This is a genomic window from Bacillus yapensis, from assembly GCF_005280205.1.
Classification (GTDB): Bacteria; Bacillota; Bacilli; order Bacillales; family Cytobacillaceae; genus Robertmurraya; species Robertmurraya yapensis.
Genome location: NZ_SUND01000018.1, coordinates 63,436 through 84,417 on the forward strand (window position 1 = coordinate 63,436; position 20,982 = coordinate 84,417).

Sequence of the window (20,982 nt, forward strand, 5' to 3'; positions counted from 1 at the left end):
TCCCATCCTTGTTAAAGCATCTCTATCAATTGTTTGAGAGGGAGAATCGTATGGAAAAATATATTACCTTCGACGTAGGTGGCATGAAAGTAAAACATGCTCTCATCAAAAGAAATGGAGAGTTTGTTACGAAATCCGAGTATCCAACTGAAAGAAATTCTTTGGATATTTTTCTAAAAGATATGTTAGACACAATAAACGATTATAGAGAGAACAGTGAAGTAAGCGGGATTGCGATCAGTTTGCCAGGTTATATCGATGTCATGACTGGCTATTCAGAACTGGCAGGGGCAATATCTGCTCTTCATGGACAAAATTTAAAAATCCTACTGGAAGAGAGTACGGGCCTTCCAGTTGAAATAGAAAACGACGGTAATTGTGCTGCTCTTGCTGAGCGTGTTAGTGGGAATGCCCAAGGATGCGAGCATTTTATCTGCATGACGATTGGAACCGGTGTAGGTGGAGGCATTTTTTTAAACGGAGACATTTATCGTGGCCATAGCTATCGTGCTGGAGAGTATGGTGGGATGTTCACCGTTTTTCAAAATGGTGAACGCAAGGATATGCATGAAACGGCTTCAATGACTGCGCTTATTAAGGCATATGAAGATTACAAAAAGATAGATGACCAAATAGATGGGAAAGACATTTTTACAGAAGCAGAGTCGGATCCAGCTATTAAGGCAATCTTAGATGATTGGATTAACCACATTAGTAGAGGAATTTATAATCTTGCGACCACCTTTAATCCGGAAAAAATCTTAATCGGTGGCGGAGTCAGTACTCAAAGCTACTTGTTTGATGAAATTAACAGACAGCTAGAGGAGTATGGGCTTTGGTCATACTTTAAGATGCCTGTTGAACCATGTAAGTTCCGTAATGACGCTGGAATGTTAGGGGCGTTTTATCATTTTAAAAAAATGCAGGGGACCCAGCGAATAGAAGGAGTTGACAAAGATGATTCATACGAAACTAGCAAATTTCTCGGATGACTTTTTATGGGGAGCAGCATCCGCAGCCTATCAAGTTGAAGGGGCATGGAATGAAGATGGAAAAGGCTTATCCAACTGGGATCAATTTGTTCGCATTCCGGGAAAAACCTTTAAAGGCACAAATGGTGATGTAGCGGTTGACCATTATCACCGATTTGAAGAAGACGTTCAATTGATGAAAGAAATGGGCTTGAAAGCTTATCGTTTTTCTGTTGCATGGACACGTGTTTTGCCAACAGGTAAAGAAGAAGTCAATGAAGCAGGTCTAGAGTTTTACGACAAGCTCATCAATGAACTCATTAAAAATCAAATTGAGCCCATTCTTACAATTTATCATTGGGATTTGCCACAAGCACTGCAGGATGAATATGGCGGGTGGGAATCACGTCAAATCGTCGAAGACTTCACAAATTACAGTGTTCTTTTATACAAAAGGTTTGGCGATCGGGTCAAATATTGGGTCTCCTTAAATGAGCAAAACGTATTTACGTCCCATGGCTACAAGCTTGCATCACACCCACCGGGTGTAAAGGATGATAAATTGTTTTACCAGGTGAACCATCATGCTAATTTAGCCAATGCAAGTGCGATTAAGGCCTTCCGTAAATATGTTCCAGATGGAAAAATTGGTCCAAGTTTCGCCTATGGTCCAGCGTATCCTTATTCGTCCAAACCGGAAGATATTTTAGCATTTGAAAATGTAGAAGAGTTCAATGCGCATTGGTGGATGGATGTATATGCTTGGGGAGAATATCCAAAGGTTGCCTGGAACTACCTTGAATCAAAGGGACTTGCACCAAAATTAGAAGATGGAGATCTGGACTTGTTAAAAGAGGGGAAGCCAGATTTTATGGGCTTGAACTACTATCAAACAGGTGCAGTGGAGCATAACCCGTTGGATGGTGTTACCGAGTCTGGTCATTTTAATACTTCAGGTAAAAAAGGGACGACAGAAGATCGAGGAATCCCTGGTCTCTATAAATCTATAAAAAATCCATATGTGGAGACAACGAATTGGGATTGGGCTATTGACCCAACTGGATTAAGAGTTGCACTGAGGAGAATAGAAAGCAGATATCGTCTACCGATTTTAATCTCAGAGAATGGTCTAGGAGAATATGACACCGTAGAAGATGGCGAGGTCAATGACGATTACCGCATAGAGTATATTCATGCTCATATTCGAGCAATTAGAGAAGCTGTAACGGATGGCGTGGATGTTTTAGGGTACTGTGTCTGGTCATTTACTGACTTACTAAGCTGGCTGAATGGTTTCCAAAAACGCTACGGCTTAGTCTATGTGAACCAGGATGAAGATGGAGATAAGGATTTACGAAGAATGAAGAAGAAGAGCTTCTATTGGTATAAGGATTTGATCAGTAAGAACGGTAATGTGTAATACCTATTTTAAAATATCGAGGAGGCGTTCGTAATGGGATTAAAAATTGCAACGATTGGCGGAGGTTCAAGCTATACTCCAGAGTTGATTGAAGGATTTATTAAGCGGTATGAGGAATTGCCAGTATCGGAAATTTGGCTTGTCGATGTTGAGGCAGGAAAAGAAAAGCTAGAAATTGTCGGGAATCTTGCGAAACGGATGGTTGAAAAAGCAGGTCTTCCAATTGAGGTTCATTTAACATTAGATCGAAGAGAAGCGTTAAAGGATGCTGATTTTGTCACAACCCAATTCCGTGTTGGGTTGCTCGATGCTCGTGCAAAAGATGAAAGCATTCCTTTGAAATATGGTGTATTAGGTCAGGAGACAAATGGCCCAGGTGGATTATTTAAAGGTTTGAGAACCATTCCGGTGATTCTAGATATTTGTAAAGACATGGAGGAACTGTGCCCGGATGCTTGGCTCATTAACTTTGCGAATCCTGCTGGTATGATAACTGAAGCGGTGCTGCGCTATTCCAATATCAAAAAAGTAGTTGGGCTATGCAATGTACCAATTGGAATGGAAATGGCTGTTGCTCATTTATTAGAAGTTGAACATTCTCGCATTCGCATTGATTTTGCAGGACTAAATCATATGGTCTACGGTTTAGAAGTGTACTTAGATGGCAAGAGCGTGAAGGACAAAGTCATTAAAATGGTGACAGAGCTTGATGATAGTAGCTTTGTTAAAAACATTCAAGGTATTGCATGGGAACCGGCATTTTTGAAAGCATTAAATGCAATTCCATGTCCTTACCATAATTACTATTATAAAACACGAGAAATGTTTGAAAAGACGAAGCATGATGCGGAAACAAAAGGTACTCGTGCAGAAGTAGTAAAGGCATTAGAGAAGGATTTATTCGAGCTTTACAAAGATCCAGAACTTGATATTAAGCCTCCACAATTAGAAAAAAGGGGAGGGGCTTACTACTCTGATGCTGCTGTCCGCTTAATCTCAAGTATTCATAATGATAAGCGAGATATCCAACCGGTAAATACCATCAATAATGGGGCTATTGCAAGCATTCCAAATGACTCAGCTGTTGAAATTAGTTGTGTCATTACAAAAGAAGGTCCAAAACCGATTGCGATTGGAGACCTGCCTGTAGCTGTAAGAGGACTGGTGCAGCAAATCAAATCATTTGAACGTGTAGCAGCAGAAGCAGCTGTTACTGGTGACTATGATTTAGCTGTATTAGCACTAACGATTAATCCATTGGTGGCTTCTGATAAATTGGCAAAAGAAATTGTCGATGAAATGATGGAAGCCCACAAGGAATATTTGCCTCAGTTTTTTAAAGGTGAGTTAGTGCAAGGAAACTAAAGTTTTTTGGAGGAGCTGTCCCAGTGGCGTTTTAGCTACGCACTAGGATAGCTTTTTGTTTTTATATGAGGAATTTTGTATCTATGAAAATCTTTCGGAACCCCTACAAGTAATGTTACTTTAGAGATTGCTGATTTTATGAATTTTGTCCGATTTTTCACAAAAAACACCCGAAAACCTATCTTACGAAAACAACGCAAAAAATTAACTTTGGAGTTGAACGAGCCAGGCCATAAGCGACGTGGAGAATTAGATCAAACGTTTGATTGGCAGGTTACTTTTTGCTTTCCTACAATAATAAGACGAATTCGAAGGAATTTTACCTCAAATTCGCTATTATTCCTATCTCACGAAAACAACTCGAAAAATCAACTTTGGAGTTGAACACGCCAGCCCATAAGTGACGTGGTAAATTAGATCAAACGTTTGATTGACGGGTGATTTTTTGCTTTTTTGCTATAAGGAAACGGCTAAAACAGCTAGTTTTGGTCATTTTTCCCCTGGTTGCTATCTTACGAAAGTAACGCAAAAAATTAACTTTGAAGTTGAACGAGCCAGCCCATAAGCGACGTGGCAAATTAGATCAAACGTTTGATTGGCAGGTCAGTTTTTGCTTTCTTGCTATAACAAGACTAAAAAATCGTCCTTTTTTGCCGAGATCCTATCTTGCCAAAACAATTCGAAAAATTAACTTTTGAGTTGAAAGCGCTAGCCCATAGGTGACGTGGCAAATTAGATCAAACGTTTGATTGGCAGGTCAGTTTTTGCTTTCTTGCTATAACAAGACTAAAAAATCGTCCTATTTAGCCTAGATTTTATCTCGCAAAAACAATCGAAAAAATTAACTTTTGAGTTGAGCGAGCAAGCCCATAAGTGGCGTAGTAAATTAGATCAAACGTTTGATTGACGTCCCTATTTAACCTTTACTAATATAATTCGGTTCCGAATAAGGGTTCTGAAGGGTTCGAAGGGGAATGTACAATATCACTTGAATGGACTTATACTGAGTGACACGAGATATACCTTTTGAAACTAGAACAGTTCCTTGGTATGATGAAGAAAACACATCGGTGGTGAATCACATGGATAGTAAAGACTCGCAAGTTAAAAAGCCAACTTTAGAGGAACTATTAAAAAGGATAACACCTGAGAATCGTCATGCTGAGATAGATTTTGGCGAGCTGGCCGGAAAAGAACTAGACCCTGACTTTATAAAAGGGATCGAAAGTTTAATAGAAAAATATGATACTACATTAGCGAAACTTGCTAAGCGAAAATAAATAATAACTGAAATATCCAAAGAAGCTTTCACCAAGTCTATGAACTTATTGGAGGCTTCTTTTTTAATTTATTCATAGTAGTATCAATGGAACATATTGGTAAATAATGTTACAATTGTAAAGAGAAATAAGCTTTTTACATAAAAAGGGGGAAGTAAAAATATGTATATGGTGCAAACTTTACCAACTGTTTATGTGGATAATAATACTGGAATGACGTTAGCGAATATTACAATAACATTCGATGGATCCGAGGCTAAAGAACCTACTTTTAAAAAAATAAAGAGTGGGGAAAGAGTTAGTATGGCTTTATATAATAAATTCGTAGGTAAAAGAGACGTGTATATGAAATATTATAATGAAAAATTAAGAATTACAGAAAGACAAGTTATTTTTGAAGGGTTGGATAGCACGTTCTTAGGAACAATGGGGACGATTCTGGTCGAGGTAAAGTCCAAACAAAAAGACGGCAGATTTTTACTAGATATCACAAAGAATTTTACTCTTTGAAAACAGGATTTTCCATTCCAATGTTATAGGAACAGGTGCTTTAGTACAGGTAAAGCGTGAGGATAGATAATCGGAGAAAACAAGAAAAATAACAGGGGTACATTGGATTTGCTAAATGCATAGAATAATTTAGCAAATTTAGGAAGGTGTTGAAGTAATGTATCAGTCTCCTAAAATGTACCCTCAATATCCTTATTACTCGTATATCCCCATGTATCCTTACGGAAGTCATACCTATTATGGGCCAAATGAAAATCGACAGCTAACGCCAAGAAGAATTGAGTTAAAAGATTATGGACCTTATCCATATGTAGTGGATATAGAAGAAGCTACGAAACAAAATACTACTTATCGTACCGCTTTATGGACAGGAAACCATTTGCAGGTGACATTAATGAGTATTCGGCCCGGTGAGGATATCGGGTTAGAAATTCACCCAGACACGGACCAATTTTTACGTGTGGAACAAGGCGATGGTGTTGTACAAATGGGGAATAGAAGAAATAATCTAACCTTTGCTACTCGAGTTCATGAAGACTCCGCCATTATGATCCCAGCGGGCACTTGGCACAATGTAACGAATACAGGGAGAATGCCATTGAGGCTTTACTCCATTTATGCTCCTCCCCATCATCCATTTGGTACCGTTCATAAAACGAAAAAAGACGCTTTAGCAGCAGAACGAAGCTATCGATGGTGATCAAGAAAAACGATAGAAGCATCCTACGGGGTGCTTTTCGTAGTTATGCGATCGTTTTTAGAGAACTGGTGGCTTGGTCTAGGACAAGCAATCCCCTCTTGCGTAAAATATATTATCTCGAGATAAGGGGGTGAACCAAATGGGATATAGAAATAACAATAACAATGTAATGGGAGCAAGCTATAACAAAGGTAACGGTGACGTAATGGGAGCAGGTTATAACAAGGGGTATAACAACAACGTCATGGGCGAGAGCGATAACCACGACTATAACAATGTCATGGGCGCAAGAAATTCCAAGCGATCTGGAAACAACAATGTAATGGGAGCAAGCGACAATAATAGAGGCCGTTGCTGCGATCATGATCGAGTAGAAGAAATTGTAAGTCCGACTCGACAAATCGTCAATACAAGAACAAAAACACGCACAGTCCGACGCATCCACCCAGTCGAAGTGATTAATGTAAACAGAACCGTGGTTAGAAATGAAAACTTCTTTCCAGTGACACAAAGGACCGTAAATGAAACAGTCGAAGAAAATTTTGATTGCGGTAGTGATTTGAACAATCCAAACTGTCGAAGAAATGGCGGCGGAGGAGGGCTCTTCAGTCTATAACTGTGGGTTAAGTGAAGAGAATTTTTCTCCTAATGTCGAAAAAGGCTAGTCCACAACCCTTCCATTCCTGTTATATTAAATTGGGTCTCTGATCAGTAAGGAGACCTTTTTTTCATTTTTTGCTTTATGTGTTCATATACATATAATGTAAAAATGTTAAATTCAACACACACCTTTTTTCAATTAAAACTAAATAATTGATCTGATATGAGTCTACCGTACTGACAATCATAGGCCTTGCTCTGCTTTTTAAGCGTGCAGGGCTTTTTGCTTCAATTGAATTTGGAAGCCTCATTATAGAAGCAAAAATGATCATCAAGTAAAGGATTTTCCCCTCTAACAAACGAATATACGTAAACAGAGATAGTGGAATAGAAATCCAAAATGGGCATAGCATTTGTAAGTAAGACGGTAAATTTTATACCAGTATAGAAAAGGCAGTGGTGATAGTGGGAATATATGATGCACAACATTTAAAATCATTTATCGTCAAAGTGTTAACAAAGCAAAAGGTAAACGAAGAAGACGCAGCGGTTGTAGCCGATGCGTTGGTCAGAGCTGACTTGGAGGGGGTTGGCAGTCATGGCATTAGCCGATTACCGGTCTATTCAAAACGAATTAAAGAAGGACGTTTCAATGCGAACCCAACGATTGCCATTGAGAAAAAAGGGTCATCTGTATTAACTGTGGATGGAGATAGTGGCCTTGGTCAGGTTGTAGCTTATCGCGCTTTACAGGAAGGGATTCCCATTGCGAAAGAAACGGGTGTTGCCGCCATTGGGATCCGAAATAGCAATCACTTTGGCGCTGCCTCCTATTATTGTCAAATAGCTTGTCAGGAGAATATGGCCATCATTGCCACGACGAATGCTCCGCCTGCAATTCCACCATGGGGAGGTAAAACAGCATTTTTGGGCACGAATCCCATCGCTTTTGGTTTTCCTGTAACTGGTCAGCCTGATGTCATCATTGATATGTCCGCGAGTATCGTGGCAAAAGGGAAAATTATTTCTGCAGCGAGAGAAGGCATCTCGATTCCAAGTGACTGGGCAATCGGTCCGGATGGTGAACCTACGAATGATCCGAAGATAGCTTTAGAAGGAGCGGTCCTTCCTACGGGCGGTGTTAAAGGCTATGGGTTGGCCCTAGCAGTAGAGATTCTTTCTGGCATTTTAACAGGAGCTGCTTTTGGTCCCCATATTAAAAGTATGTACGAGGAGGAGACATTGGATCCAGCGAATATTGGTCACTTCTTTTTATTAATCGATATTGAAAAATTTCTGCCGATGGAAGTTTTTTCAGGTGTGTTAAAAACGATGCTATCCGAAATCAAGGATAGCCCGAAAATACAAGGCGTAGAATCAATTCTTTATCCAGGGGAGAGGAGAGCCAAGTCGTACCAAGAGAAAGCAGTAACAGGTATCTCATTATCCACAGAAGTAGAGCAGGAATTACAGATTCTAGCTAGACAACTTGAATTGGCATTCCCTGGCTAAACGAGCATTAAGAAAGGAGAGCTCTGAATGGGCACGAAATTTCTTTCTCCTGACCGTATCGGTGCGTTTGTAGCGATTATTTTAGGTGGATTGTCCATTTTTGAAGCGATTAGACTGTATCCTTATGGCAATAACCTTTTGACTGGAGATCACACGTTTCCGGGAATAATTGGTGTCCTATTGATCCTTGCGGGAGGCATGCTTTTATTCGAGCGAAAAAAGAATGAAGTCGTCCTCCCGAAAGGTAGAAAAGCCTTTATGATGGTCGCCTCGATTGGGAGTCTCTTAATCTATAGCCTTTTAATTAAATATATCGGTTATTTTTTCAGTACCGTCCTTACATTTCTCTTCTTAATAAAAATTATCGGAAGCTATCGCTGGATTTTTTCTATCGTGATAGCGACCATCCTCACAACAGCTCTTTATCTACTATTCATCGTCCTGCTGAAAACACCGTTTCCCAGTCTACTATTATAAAAAGGGGGAAGCAAACAAGTGGAATCAATCCTCTACCTTTTACACGGTTTTAGTGAAGTTCTGACCCCTTTCAATCTATTAATTGTTCTATTGGGCTCACTTCTTGGAACTGTTGTTGGTGTGCTCCCAGGTCTGGGTCCAACTTCGGCGATTGCGATTCTTTTACCAATGACGACGATTCTCGATCCTACTCAAGGAATTATGATGATGGCGGGAATTTATTATGGCTCGATGTATGGAGGCTCGACAACAGCGATATTAATGAACATTCCCGGTGAGTCCTCGTCTGTGCCGACGACATTAGATGGCTATCCATTAGCGAAAATGGGGAAGGGGGGAGCGGCCCTTGGTGTTGCAGCGATCGGTTCCTTTCTCGCAGGAAGTATTGGATTAATTGGCCTTGTCCTTTTTGCACCGATTCTGGCTGATCAAGCATTGAAGTTTGGCCCACCCGAGTATTTTACGTTAATGCTGATTGCCTTATTGATATTATTCAATATGACCGGTTTCTCGCTGGCTAAGTCGATTATTATGGGCCTATTTGGGTTCTTAATCTCGCTTGTGGGAATTGGCATTTCAAGTGGAGTACCAAGATTTCATTTCGGATTTGATGCGCTTCTTGGTGGCTTTGAAATGATCAGCATCATTATCGGCTTGTTTGCCATCACGGAAGTATTAAAAGGCCTCGAAGAAAATCGGGTACGTATCAAGCACGAAAAAATCAAAAATGTCTATCCCAATAAAGACGATATGAAAAAAAGTATGTTTCCGATTTTAAGAGGAAGTCTACTTGGATTTTTTCTTGGCATTTTACCAGGAGTGTCGGCCACGATTACTTCGTTTCTTTCCTATGATGTGGAAAAAAAAATTTCAAAACATCCAGAGAAATTTGGCAAGGGTGCCATTGAAGGCGTGGCTGGTCCAGAGTCGGCAAATAACGCCACAAGTTCAGGGGGATTCATTCCGTTATTAGCCTTAGGAATTCCTGCCTCACCGCCACTCGCTATTCTCCTTGCGGCTTTAATGATCTATGGATTAACGCCAGGACCGGTTCTGTTTGAACAAAATAGCCAAATGGTTTGGACGGTTATTGCGAGTATGTTTATTGGCAATATTATTCTCCTAATCTTAAATCTCCCCTTGATCGGACTGTGGGCAAAGCTGACGGAAGTGCCGTTTGGAATATTAGGACCAATCATTTTAATGGTGAGTATATTAGGTGCCTACTCGGTAAGAAACAGTATGTTCGATGTCGTTGTTGCGATTATTTTTGGTATATTGGGTTATTTTTTTCATAAATATCAATGGCCGATTATTCCTTTTGTCTTGTGTCTCGTCCTTGGTCCAAAAATGGAAAGCTCCTTTATTCAATCGCTAGAGATCTCTTCTGGCAATTGGCTGATTTTTTTCGAAAGGCCGATTTCGTTAACACTTCTCCTATTAGCCGCCGTCCTAATCATCGTCTCTATCTTCTTAACGAAACGAACGAAAAAAAGAATCAAACAGGAGACAGGGGAACACATGGAATTTTGACAACTTAGATTGGGGGTATACAGGTGAAAAAGTTCTGTTTATCAGTGTTGATTCTATTAGGGATAATGATTGCGGGCTGCTCGAATGAAGCGGGATCCTCGGACAGTGCTTCATATCCGGAACGACAAATTGAGCTCGTTGTTCCCTTTGCGGCAGGTGGAGGGGTTGACTTGGCTGCCCGAGCAGTGGCTGAGTACTTGAGCAAGGAATGGGGGCAATCGATCGTTGTCACGAATAAAACGGGTGGTGGCGGAATTGTTGGGGCTCAGTATGCGTTAAAGGAAGCGAAGCCAGATGGCTACACGGTTTTAGTGAACAATAACTCTTCGACAACAATGTATGAAGCAGGGACATCAAATCCTACGATCACGTCAAAAGATAATAAATTCGTTTCCCGGATTGCGGAAGCCTCTTTAACTTATGCGGTAAAAGCAGATGCCGAGTGGGAGAGTTTTAAAGAGTTCAGTGATTGGGTCAAGGCAAATCCAGAGGAATTAACATGGGCCAGTGTCGGACCAGCGGGCTTTTCTTCCTTTGGTGTAGCGGAATGGCTCGATTCTATTGGCGTCGATTATAAACAAACAAGCATGGTTTCATCGGAAGGGGCGAGTGACTCAACAGCCAAGGTAGCAGGAGGTCATGTCATTCTCGCCGTGCACAACGTAGGAGAAGTATATTCCTTAGCGGAGTCTGGAAAAATCAAAGTTCTTGCTGTGCAATCGTCGGAGCGCAGTCCGTTATACCCTGATGTGCCAACGGTGGAAGAGGAAGGGTTCACAAGCTTAAAGGTGAAATGGTGGACCGGATTGTCCTTTGCTGCAGATGTTCCGGATGAGATCGTAGAAAAATGGGATGAGGCAGTCGCCAAAATGGAGAAGGATGAAGATTTTATCGCAGAATTAGAGAAGATTAAGCTAGAACCTTCTTATTTAAACTCTGCAGATTTTACAAAAGCAGTTAAGGAAGAAACAGAACTTTATACAAAATTAGCGGAAACGACGGGAATTCGCAAATAAAGCTGTCGGTTCTTGTTTGAACGGGTTGGATTTTTTCCATTCCTTGTGGATCCTGGGGAGAAATGTAGATTTGTTTTGGTTGTTTAGGGCAGGAAATCAACACACCTTTCTAAAATTAGTATAGGTAGACAATAGTGAAAGGTGTGATCGTTGATGAGTTCCGAGATAACCTTGCAGCAAATTGCCGAAAATATTACAAAGTCGATTCTCAATGCCAATGATAAGGATATTGAAGGATTTCAAAAAATCCTTGAAGAGTCTATTAAGCTTCGAGAAAGCCATCGAAGTCTACAAAAATTAGTAAAGGACTACTCCACCTCGAACTTTATTCGAGCAAAATCGAGTTGAGGATTAGGGAATGACGGGGTAAGTTTAGGAAGCTGTTCCAATGGCGTTTATATGCACACTTGGGATGGCTTTTTTCTTTTTTGATGAGTTCATGAGGACATAATTTAAGCAAAACCTAGAAATAGTGTCCTCATGATGATATCGTCCATTTCACAAAAAAAATCTCCCTATCGAGGGAGAAAGTTAATCCTTTTTACTAATGATTTTATCTATAATCCCGTATTCCAAGGCCTCCTGGGCGTTCATAAAGTAGTCCCGATCGGAATCCTTTGCCACTTTTTCAATCGACTGACCCGTACGTTCGGCGACGATCGAATTGATGTGTTCACGAAGCTTCAGAATTCTCCTCGCGGAAATTTCGAGTTCAGTGGCTTGCCCTTTTGCACCGCCAAGTGGTTGATGAATCATCACTTCACTGTTCGGTAGTGCATAGCGTTTTCCTTTTGTCCCTGCGAGAAGGAGCATTGCGCCAAAAGATGCTGCCATCCCGATGCAAATCGTGCTGATATCAGGCTTAATAAGCTGCATCGTATCAAAAATGGCGAAGCCTGCTGTAATCGAACCTCCGGGACTGTTAATATAAATGGAAATATCCTTATCCGGATTCTCCGATTCCAAAAATAATAACTGAGCAATAACACTATTGGCGAGCTGGTCGTCAATTTCATCACCAATCATAATAATTCGGTCCTTTAATAACCTCGAATAAATATCATAGGAACGCTCTCCGCGACTTGATTGTTCAATGACGTAAGGAATAGTTGCCATTTTATTTACTCCCTTTTTAAGCTGCCATGCTGTACATGTTGAGAGGTGTACCAGGAGTTTTTGCGAAAATTTCCGTAAACCGATCGATTAGTACCTTCGGGTCCTCTTCCTGCAACGACTGATACATCAGCTGGAAAAGAAGTTGATGATCACTTTCTTCCGTCCAAGTATCCTCCATGGAAAAAGAGTCCTCCTTATCGAGGCGTCTTCTTGCCCTGTGTAAAGTTGCCTTTACAGCCATTTCCGTCGTATCGAGCAGTTCCGCAATCTCCTTCGAACGAAATGAAAATGCTTCTTTTAGCAAAAAGGTTACTGCCTGCTTCGGCGTCAATTCCATTAACTTCTGAACAGAATTCATCAATTCATCAGGTGACATTTGTTTTTCTGCTGAAAGTAATTCAAATGGTATTCCGGTACATTCATCCTTCTTCTTGCGTAACGTATCAATCCAATAGTGGTAGGCGATCTTTTTAAGCAACGCAGGACTAATATCGGATTCTGGATAACGCTGAACAGCCCGAAGAAACGATTCCTGGGCTAGATCATCTCCATCCCATTGATTTCGAGCAAGGAATCGGCAGTATTGCTGCAGGCCGTGATAAAACTCCTCCAATTTTTCAAGCGATTCCTCTTTTGGCTTTCTGTTAGATGACATCCTGTTCAACTCCTTTATACCTCTCACCCTTAATAACGGAATTAGAGAGAAAAAAGATACGGGTAAAAAACATTTTCTTTTATCTTATGCGATACAAGTCAAAAGATAAAATTTTAAATATTATAAATTTTATAGGTATTCCGAATTTAAGGAATGCGAAATATTTTATGGAAATAGTTCTTAGTAAACGGTAAAATTTACTCATATGCTTCATTATTGTGAAAAAGCAAACTAATTTAAAAATTAGAACTAGCTTGCCGATAAAGTAAACATAGGACTAACTAAGAGGAGGATGCCTGATGAAGAAACGTTTACGCTTGAACTTAAAAGATGTAAATAAAAAGAATCCCAGGGCAAAAAACTTTCCTTTGAAAAGTTTTAAATTCAAAGGTTTTAAGCTAAAAGGGTTTAAATTCAAGGGGTTTAGTAAAAAAGGCTTAAACATGCAAAGTTTGCGCACGAAGATCTTAATGGGCTATGGAGTAGTATTGTTACTGCTTATCATTTTAGGAGTCAGTGTTATTTTTAATATTCAAAGTCTGAATAATCAAATTGAAAAAACGATTCAAAAAGATGTAGAACAGCTTACATATGAATCTGAATTGAGCTTTAGCCTAGCTGAAAGAATTTCAGCTACGCGCGCATATTTATTATTCGGCGACGCAGCACAGAAGGAACGTTTTGATGAATATACAAAGAGTAGCCAAGAAATTGAAGAAAAGCTTGTGAAGTTGGATAATTCGAGCGAGCTTGAACAAATGATTTTTGCCAGTAAAAACTGGGGAAAACTCATTCAAGAACGTGTTTTTGGTTCTTATGATAAAGGGGACAAGGAGTTAGCTTTAAAAATTGTCAATGATCAAGTAGGTCCTATCGGCGAACAATTGATGGAATCATTTAATAAACGGGTCGACGAGAAGGAAAAAATGGTTGCGCAAAGTGGCAGCGAACTGGTGAAACGAGGAATCGCTGTTAACAGTATCGTTATCATTTTAACAATTGCTGCGATAGCGATCGGTGTTGTAGTAGCATTTATCCTAGCAAATTATATCGTTAAGCCTGTACACAGAGTTGTGGCAAAAATGGACAAAATCGCTGAGGGTGATTTTACAGGAGAAGAGTTAACGACGAGATCCAAGGACGAAATTGGCCAATTAAGCAATTCGGTAAACGCAATGACATCAAGTCTTAAAGGTTTGGTTGAGAGTGTTCAACATGTGGCAGAGCAGGTGGCGGCTTCTTCCGAAGAATTATCTGCAAATGCGGAACAAACGACGGCAGCAACGGAGCATGTCGTAAATCTTATTAATGAAGTGGCGAAGGGAGCAGAAGTTTCTGCTGAGGTTGCTACTCATAGTGCTCAAGCAATGGATGAAGTGAGTGTTGGTGTTCAACGAATTGCCGAATCTTCATCTGAAGTAGCGGGTATGGCACAACAGTCTACTGAAATTGCGAAAAACGGTAACGAAAAGATTGAGAGAGCCGTAGGGCAAATGAATAAGATTTCTGAATCAGTGGAATCAACATCTACGGTAATCAAGCAATTAGGCGAAAGATCCAAAGAGATTGGTGCGATTGTTACAGCGATTACTGAGATTTCAAGCCAAACGAACTTACTAGCGCTCAATGCAGCGATTGAAGCAGCTAGAGCTGGGGAGCATGGAAAAGGGTTCGCGGTCGTGGCAGATGAAGTTAGAAAACTAGCTGAACAGTCACAGAACTCGGCAGGAAAAATTTCTGAAATCATCCGCAATATTCAAGCTGATACAGAGCATTCTATTCAAGCAATGGTCAATGTAGTAGCTGAAGTGCAAGCCGGTACGCTCGATGTGAATGAAGCGGGTGAAGCGTTTAAACAGATCTTAGCAGCTGAACTTCGTGTTGCAGAACAAATTCATGAGGTATCTGCTATTTCTGAGCAAATGTCAGCGAACTCTGAAGAAGTTTCGGCATCCGTTCAAGAGGTTCAAACGATTTCGACTGAAAGCTCTGAAGGGGCCAACACGATTGCAACTGCCTCTCATGAACAGCTTGCTTCGATGGAAGAGATTTCTGCTTCTGCTAAGTCTCTGAGCGAAGTGTCTGAAGCACTACAAAAGGAAATATCGAAATTTAAAATCTAATGGTGAAAAACGAATGTCCCAAAAGCAAATGCCTTTGGGACTTCTTTATTTTTGAATTTTTACATCTTGTAACTTGATGTATTGTCCATCCGTAACGGTGATGTACATGTCTGCTTGGACATTTTCATTAGTGACGATGCTATCGATTTGATGGCGGCTGTCTTTTGCCACTTCTAAGTAACCCATTCCTACCGCACTGTCTAAAATAACCTTGTATTCACCGGCAGGAATATCCTGTCCTACTTTGTACATGCCATTTTCGTATAAGCCATCCTCAGGAACGACAGATGGGGCAGACTCCACTGGAAACATATGACTACCCTGTAATTTGAAATATTCCCCTTCATTCAAGGTCACATAAGAATGAGCCCCACTCGGTAAATTATCATTAAATAAGATGCTATCTAACTCTCCAGTACTGTCAGAAGCACTCTCGATATATCCAGTTGAATCGGCAAATACAAGGTATTCCCCAGGAGGAAGATCGGTCCCAATTTTATAAGTACCAGCCTTGATTTTCGTATCATTATTTTCTTCCACTTGCTGCTCCTCTTCAGCGGTATCCTCGGGTGTGGCCTCTTCTTGTTCCCCATCTTTATTGTTCTCGGTTGTATCTTCTGTTTTCGTTTCGGTAGCTGGTTCAGTCGTCTCATCATCGCCACATTGTGTTAAAGCAATAATGACAATAAGAGCCAATAGCCAAAACCACCATCTTTTATAAAAAGGTTTCTTCACACGTTCATGTGCCATTCTTGTCCTCCTTAGGTGTTGAATTTAAATAGCATCACCTAGTATGGACAAAACTATGCCAAATTACCCATAATGTCGAAAATTATGCTCTCTTTTTTCGACAAAAAACGACGTTTGATATTTACAAGTTTATTCAACAATGTTTATAGTAATTAATAGAATTATGAGCACTCAGATGAAGGTAGGATGTGAAGAACGGATGCTTGTAACAGAGCTTATCGAAAAAATTAATCGATGTGTCGAAGAATTCGATTATGTTAGAGCGCGTAAATATATCGAAGAAAATCTAGAGGTTTTAGAGGCAAAGAAGCTTTATTTAAAGAGTAATGCCCGCGAAATCCATAAGTTTTTATCGGAGCAATTAAAGTCTGGAGTACGGCCCATTTCCAGATCAGATTTAGCCGTTATCAATTCTATTAATGCATACGCGTATCAATTTGATTTACGGGGAATCAAAGTTGTTCTAAGAGATCATGCCCAGTTATTTTTAAAAGAAGAAGCTGTTGCATATCTGAATAGTGATGCAAAGACGATATTGTCTGGAATGAAGGTCATCAACGGATAAAAGTCAAAAAAAACCACGAAGATTTTTTTCGTGGTTTTTCATGTTATTTATAGAGCGAGAATTGTAATTCCGCAAACTAATAAAAGCAATGTACTTGCCAGTAAAACAATTTTAGTAGGGCGATTTGATTTGTGAAAAAGTCTAACAAACATATTCGTGTCCCCTCTCTTATTCATGCTTCATTCTAATTATATAGCAGTTTCTGTTTTTTACGCGAAAAGGTTTTAATTTAATTCCATCAAATGAACTGTGAGACTATATTCTTGATCCCCTCACTTTCAGATGATAAGTTATCGAAGAAAACTATTTTTTTGTAAGTTTAGGGGGAAGAACTATGTCAAATCTTGAGAGCATCGTGCAACAACGCAAAGCTGTTAGAGTTTATGATCCGAATTTTACTATTCCGAAAGAGGAAATTGCAAACTTATTAAGCCTTGCATCACGCGCTCCGTCAGCAAATAATTTACAGCCATGGCGTGTCATTGTGATTCAGAATAAAGAGTTGCAAAAAGAACTACGTGCAATTGGAAACAATCAAGCCCAAATTGAAGAATCATCTGCAGTTATTGCGATTTTAGGTGATATTGAGGCTCACAAAAATGTCGAGAGAATCTTCAACCAAAATGTGGAGGAAGGCTATGTTTCACAAGAAATTGCGAACCTTTCGATTGAAAGAACGTTGTCCTATTATCCGACTATGCCATTAGAAACACGCAAGCAAAGTTCGGCTTATGATGCTGGTGCATTTGCGATGCAATTCATGTTACTTGCAAAAGAGCGTGGCTACGATACGGTGACAATGGGCGGGTTTGATAAAGTGAAATTCGCGAAACGCTTTGAGCTACCAGAAAATGTTTTTCCTATTACCTTGATTGCGCTAGGAAAAGCTCTTGCTCCGGCATTCGGTACATCACGTTTGCCAATTGAGTCATTCACCACTTTCTATGAATAAAATAGTGCCTTAAAAAGTCAACAGTGATGTTGACTTTTTTTATGGGATGGTCCTGTTATTATTTATTGTTGATTTCGTGTAGGTATGAGAATTCATAGGCGGAGAATTTCCGACTATTGTATATTGAGAAAGCTTAAGAAGCAGATTTAAGCGGAGATATTCCGATTAACTGCTCTAAATAAGGCAAAATCCAAAGATTTAGATCATATAAGCGGAAAAACTTCCTTTATTTTTAAGAAAATATGAGTATTTTCTAATTTAAGCGGAATTTTCCCGTTTATTTTTCAAACACAGTGAAATCAACATTCAGGTATAAAGAGAGATTATGGGATAAACTTTTCCATTAGAGACAAAATAGGGGGTACAGACTAAGCAAAAGGTGTGAGTTTGGTGAGTGAAAAACAAGTAGAACTACTAGATAAAGTTAGGGTTTTAAATGAAGAACTCTCAAAACTTAATACGGAATACTGGAAGGAATTTTCGAGTTTTAATGATCTGAAATTCTGGATTGTTGTTTTAATATTGGTTATTCCATTGATTGTCTTACTTTGGAAAATTGACCGAGATAAAATGTTGCTACTAGGTTTTTATGGAATGAATTATCATATATGGTTTGCTTACACGAACTCTGCAGCAATTAGAATGGGCTTTATCGATTACCCTTATGAGATATTACCAATCCTTCCTAGCTTTGCATTAGATGCATCACTAGTTCCAGCCTGCTATATGCTCGTCTATCAGTGGACGCTCAACCGGAACAAGAATTTCTATCTGTATTCAATCCTTTTATCAGCTGTATTTGCATTTATTATGAAACCAATTCTCATCATGCACGATCTCTTTAGAATGTTCAAAGGCTGGAACTATTTTACTTTATTTTTATTCTATGTAGGATTGTTCATCTTCTCGAAGGTGATTACGAATATTTTTCTTAAGATGCAAGAACAGCATGGAGGAAAGTAGGGGAGTCCGTATAGGGCTCTTTTTCTGATCTAGAGCTGTGTATAAATGATAATCAATGAATCATGAAAGAAAACGATTACTTTTTTCAGTATATTTTAAAATGTGTGATTGACATCCATATGAAAACGTTTTACTATGTAATAGTAAACGATTACTATAAGCACGCTTTTCATTTAAGAGGAGGAATAGCATCGTGTTAACCATCGATTGTATACATCCAAAAATATTAGAAGTAATTGCTTCATGCGGACATGGAGACAAAATTTTAATAGCAGATGGGAATTACCCTCTAAATTCAGCAACAAACGAAGGTACAACGAAGGTTTTTCTTGGTTTGAGCCCGGATTTACCGACTGTAACGGACGTTCTAAAATCGTTAAACAGTGCGATGAATTTCGAAAAGGCAGAAGTAATGGATCCAGAGAGTGGAGCAGAACCTGAGATATTTAAAGAATTCCTTGATATACTAGATGTTAATGAATTGCAAAAGTTAGGTCGTTATGAGTTTTATGAAGCAGCTCAAGCGAAAAACATCATTCTTGGTATCAATACAGGAGAAACTCGTACTTTTGCAAACATCATGCTCACGGTTGGCGTGAGATAGAAACCTAGGTGATTGGAAAAGGATGATCAATAGTGGATTTAAAAAATGTCACAATGAAAGATATTGCTAGATATACTGGCGTATCAACTGCAACTGTTTCGAGGGTGCTAAATGATAACTACCCAGTGAATATTGAAACAAAGCAAAAAGTACTGAAGGCAATAGAAGAATTAAATTATGAGCCGAACTTAGTAGCTAAAAATTTGAGATCTAGAAAATCAAATTTGGTTGCGATTGTTGTGGCAGATATAAAAAATCCCTATTATATCAGCATTGCTAAAGAAATTGATGATTACCTTTTTGAGGAAGGGTATAACTTAATTACATGCAGCACGGACGAATCCATAGAAAAAGAAACGGACATCATTCGCCTTCTATTAAGTAAGCAAATTGATGCCGTCGCTATAGCACCAAGTGATAGTGAAAAATCAAAGTTAACAGAACTGATAAAGAAACATGTACCGATTGTACTCGTCGATAGAAAAATAGATGACCTGTCTATTCCATTCGTTGGGACGAATAACTTTAAAGAGGCCTATAATCTTACGGAGTACTTGATAAAGAAGGGTCATGAGAAAATTGGTGTCATGACTGGTAAGCTTAATACGAGTACGGGGAAAGAAAGACTGAAAGGCTTCAAGATGGCAATGGAGAATCACGGCTTAACCGTTGATGAAAAGTGGATTTTTAACGGGGATTTTGAGGAAATACAAGCTTATGAAGTGCTTTCGCAATTCCTAAAAAACAAGCAGGATTTACCGACTGCGTTAGTAAGTTGTAATAACTTGATGACAAAGGGAACGATGCTAGCATTGAACGAGCACAGCATAAGAATCCCAGAAGATATTTCCATCGTTTCCATTGGTGTCATGGAAAATCACGAGTTTTTTAGCACGAAAATAACTTCCGTTGAGCAAGATACGAGCTTTATGGGGAAAAAAGTTGCTGAACTGTTATTGTCACAGTTACAAAACAAACAGAAACTGAAAAACATCGTAGTAGAAAGTGCATTTATCAAAGGAAATTCGGTGAAAGAATTGAATTAAATCGTTGACGGCTGTTTGAATCGGGACAGCCGATAAATTAACCATTATAGTAATCGATTACTATAAAATCTTAATATACAGAATATTTTACTAGAATTTTGCTATGAAACAAGCATTTTTTCATAGTTCCCTACGTAAAATAGTGAAATTGACTCATGTTGGTATAGTAATCGATTACTACAAAAGAAGAGGAGAATGAAATGAATATTACAGAGATGTTGAATAGAGTAATGGAATCGGAGATCAATTCCATCGTTGATGTTAAAAGGAGTATGGATGATGCCTATGTGCAAGCGGTAGAGAAGATTTTTCATTGTAGCGGGAAAGTCATTTTTCTAGGTGTTGGAAAATCAGGTCATATTGGCAAGAAATTGGCTGCTTCATTTGCAAGCACGGGAACACCTGCATTCTTTGTTCATGCAACAGAAGCTGTACATGGAGATCTTGGCATGATTGAAAGAGAGGATGTCGTAATTGCCATTTCAAACAGCGGAGAAACAAGAGAAGTATTAGATACACTTCGCTCTATCAAAATAATTGGAGCTAGTATGATAGCGATTACAGGAAACAATCAATCTACTTTAGCGAAGGCTAGTGATGTTGCCCTTGAGGTAAAAGTACAAGGAGAAGCAGACCCACATAACTTAGCACCAACCAATAGCTCAACAGCTACCTTAGTAGTTGGGGATGCATTAGCGATTACGGTATCGCAAATGAAGGGATTCAAAAAAGAAGATTTCGGTTTATTCCATACAGGTGGAAGCTTAGGAAAACAATTGTTTGAAGCGGGATTAATAAAAGAAAAGTAAAGGGGGGACATGGCT

The 20,982-nt window shown here is 39.4% G+C and carries 21 protein-coding genes and 2 pseudogenes; 20 read left to right on the plus strand and 3 right to left on the minus strand.

Going from position 1 to position 20,982, the window contains the following annotated elements:
* Nucleotides 1–50: 50 nt before the first annotated feature.
* The 12 genes and pseudogenes from FAR12_RS18960 to FAR12_RS19015 all read left to right on the plus strand — a co-directional run bounded on the left by FAR12_RS18960 (nt 51) and on the right by FAR12_RS19015 (nt 11,732).
* Nucleotides 51–992, plus strand: coding sequence for an ROK family protein (locus FAR12_RS18960; protein ID WP_126410346.1), 942 nt, complete (start codon nt 51–53; stop codon nt 990–992).
* Nucleotides 958–2,391 (plus strand): glycoside hydrolase family 1 protein, encoded by a 1,434-nt coding sequence (locus FAR12_RS18965; protein ID WP_126410347.1) that lies wholly within the window; start codon nt 958–960, stop codon nt 2,389–2,391. Before FAR12_RS18960 ends, FAR12_RS18965 begins: the two co-directional genes overlap by 35 nt.
* A 33-nt stretch (nt 2,392–2,424) precedes the next feature.
* On the plus strand, nt 2,425–3,756 hold the full coding sequence (locus FAR12_RS18970) for a 6-phospho-beta-glucosidase (protein WP_126410348.1): 1,332 nt from the start codon (nt 2,425–2,427) through the stop codon (nt 3,754–3,756).
* Nucleotides 3,757–4,862: 1,106 nt separating this feature from the next.
* Nucleotides 4,863–4,955, plus strand: a pseudogene (locus FAR12_RS18975) (AbrB/MazE/SpoVT family DNA-binding domain-containing protein); the annotation flags it as partial.
* A 243-nt stretch (nt 4,956–5,198) separates the two neighbouring features.
* Nucleotides 5,199–5,546, plus strand: a complete 348-nt coding sequence (locus FAR12_RS18980; protein WP_126410349.1) for a hypothetical protein — start codon at nt 5,199–5,201, stop codon at nt 5,544–5,546.
* A gap of 157 nt (nt 5,547–5,703) precedes the next feature.
* Nucleotides 5,704–6,246, plus strand: a complete 543-nt coding sequence (locus tag FAR12_RS18985) for a cupin domain-containing protein (RefSeq protein WP_126410350.1) — start codon at nt 5,704–5,706, stop codon at nt 6,244–6,246.
* A 169-nt stretch (nt 6,247–6,415) separates the two neighbouring features.
* Nucleotides 6,416–6,862: a CotD family spore coat protein gene (locus tag FAR12_RS18990; RefSeq protein ID WP_246010447.1), complete on the plus strand. Its 447-nt coding sequence runs from the start codon at nt 6,416–6,418 to the stop codon at nt 6,860–6,862.
* A 443-nt stretch (nt 6,863–7,305) separates the two neighbouring features.
* Nucleotides 7,306–8,358 (plus strand): Ldh family oxidoreductase, encoded by a 1,053-nt coding sequence (locus FAR12_RS18995; RefSeq protein ID WP_246010448.1) that lies wholly within the window; start codon nt 7,306–7,308, stop codon nt 8,356–8,358.
* Nucleotides 8,359–8,385: 27 nt separating this feature from the next.
* Nucleotides 8,386–8,835, plus strand: coding sequence for a tripartite tricarboxylate transporter TctB family protein (locus FAR12_RS19000; protein WP_126410351.1), 450 nt, complete (start codon nt 8,386–8,388; stop codon nt 8,833–8,835).
* An 18-nt stretch (nt 8,836–8,853) separates the two neighbouring features.
* On the plus strand, nt 8,854–10,368 hold the full coding sequence (locus FAR12_RS19005; protein WP_126410352.1) for a tripartite tricarboxylate transporter permease: 1,515 nt from the start codon (nt 8,854–8,856) through the stop codon (nt 10,366–10,368).
* A 23-nt stretch (nt 10,369–10,391) separates the two neighbouring features.
* On the plus strand, nt 10,392–11,384 hold the full coding sequence (locus FAR12_RS19010; protein WP_246010449.1) for a tripartite tricarboxylate transporter substrate binding protein: 993 nt from the start codon (nt 10,392–10,394) through the stop codon (nt 11,382–11,384).
* A 153-nt stretch (nt 11,385–11,537) separates the two neighbouring features.
* On the plus strand, nt 11,538–11,732 hold the full coding sequence (locus FAR12_RS19015; protein WP_126410353.1) for a hypothetical protein: 195 nt from the start codon (nt 11,538–11,540) through the stop codon (nt 11,730–11,732).
* A gap of 183 nt (nt 11,733–11,915) precedes the next feature.
* Here the strand turns inward: FAR12_RS19015 and clpP are convergent, their stop codons facing one another.
* Both clpP and FAR12_RS19025 read right to left on the minus strand, forming a co-directional pair.
* On the minus strand, nt 11,916–12,500 hold the full coding sequence (clpP, locus tag FAR12_RS19020) for an ATP-dependent Clp endopeptidase proteolytic subunit ClpP (RefSeq protein ID WP_126410354.1): 585 nt from the start codon (nt 12,498–12,500) through the stop codon (nt 11,916–11,918).
* A gap of 16 nt (nt 12,501–12,516) precedes the next feature.
* Entirely contained in the window at nt 12,517–13,155 is a 639-nt protein-coding gene (locus FAR12_RS19025) for a sigma-70 family RNA polymerase sigma factor (protein ID WP_126410355.1), read from the minus strand.
* Nucleotides 13,156–14,081: 926 nt separating this feature from the next.
* Between FAR12_RS19025 and FAR12_RS24205 the strand changes: the two are divergent.
* Both FAR12_RS24205 and FAR12_RS24210 read left to right on the plus strand, forming a co-directional pair.
* Nucleotides 14,082–14,336, plus strand: a pseudogene (locus FAR12_RS24205) (HAMP domain-containing protein); the annotation flags it as partial.
* The gene (locus tag FAR12_RS24210; protein WP_425456203.1) at nt 14,331–15,278 is read left to right on the plus strand and encodes a methyl-accepting chemotaxis protein; all 948 of its coding nucleotides are present in this window, start codon (nt 14,331–14,333) and stop codon (nt 15,276–15,278) included. The pseudogene FAR12_RS24205 and the gene FAR12_RS24210, both read left to right, overlap by 6 nt.
* 45 nt (nt 15,279–15,323) lie before the next feature.
* Here the strand turns inward: FAR12_RS24210 and FAR12_RS19035 are convergent, their stop codons facing one another.
* Nucleotides 15,324–16,028 carry an Rv1352/Rv1906c domain-containing protein gene (locus FAR12_RS19035; RefSeq protein WP_126410357.1) on the minus strand — a complete coding sequence of 235 codons (705 nt, stop codon included), beginning with the start codon at nt 16,026–16,028 and terminating at the stop codon, nt 15,324–15,326.
* Between the two features lie 175 nt (nt 16,029–16,203).
* On the opposite strand from FAR12_RS19035, the gene FAR12_RS19040 reads away from it, so the two are divergent.
* The 6 genes from FAR12_RS19040 (at nt 16,204) to FAR12_RS19065 (ending at nt 20,967) form a co-directional block, all read left to right on the plus strand.
* Nucleotides 16,204–16,593 (plus strand): hypothetical protein, encoded by a 390-nt coding sequence (locus FAR12_RS19040; RefSeq protein ID WP_246010450.1) that lies wholly within the window; start codon nt 16,204–16,206, stop codon nt 16,591–16,593.
* Between the two features lie 334 nt (nt 16,594–16,927).
* Nucleotides 16,928–17,545: a nitroreductase family protein gene (locus FAR12_RS19045; protein WP_126410358.1), complete on the plus strand. Its 618-nt coding sequence runs from the start codon at nt 16,928–16,930 to the stop codon at nt 17,543–17,545.
* 390 nt (nt 17,546–17,935) lie between these two features.
* On the plus strand, nt 17,936–18,508 hold the full coding sequence (locus tag FAR12_RS19050; protein ID WP_126410359.1) for a CBO0543 family protein: 573 nt from the start codon (nt 17,936–17,938) through the stop codon (nt 18,506–18,508).
* Nucleotides 18,509–18,701: 193 nt separating this feature from the next.
* Nucleotides 18,702–19,112 carry an RbsD/FucU family protein gene (locus FAR12_RS19055; protein ID WP_126410360.1) on the plus strand — a complete coding sequence of 137 codons (411 nt, stop codon included), beginning with the start codon at nt 18,702–18,704 and terminating at the stop codon, nt 19,110–19,112.
* Nucleotides 19,113–19,144: 32 nt separating this feature from the next.
* Entirely contained in the window at nt 19,145–20,158 is a 1,014-nt protein-coding gene (locus tag FAR12_RS19060; protein ID WP_126410361.1) for a LacI family DNA-binding transcriptional regulator, read from the plus strand.
* 200 nt (nt 20,159–20,358) lie between these two features.
* On the plus strand, nt 20,359–20,967 hold the full coding sequence (locus FAR12_RS19065; RefSeq protein WP_126410362.1) for a KpsF/GutQ family sugar-phosphate isomerase: 609 nt from the start codon (nt 20,359–20,361) through the stop codon (nt 20,965–20,967).
* The last annotated feature ends 15 nt before the right edge of the window (nt 20,968–20,982 follow it).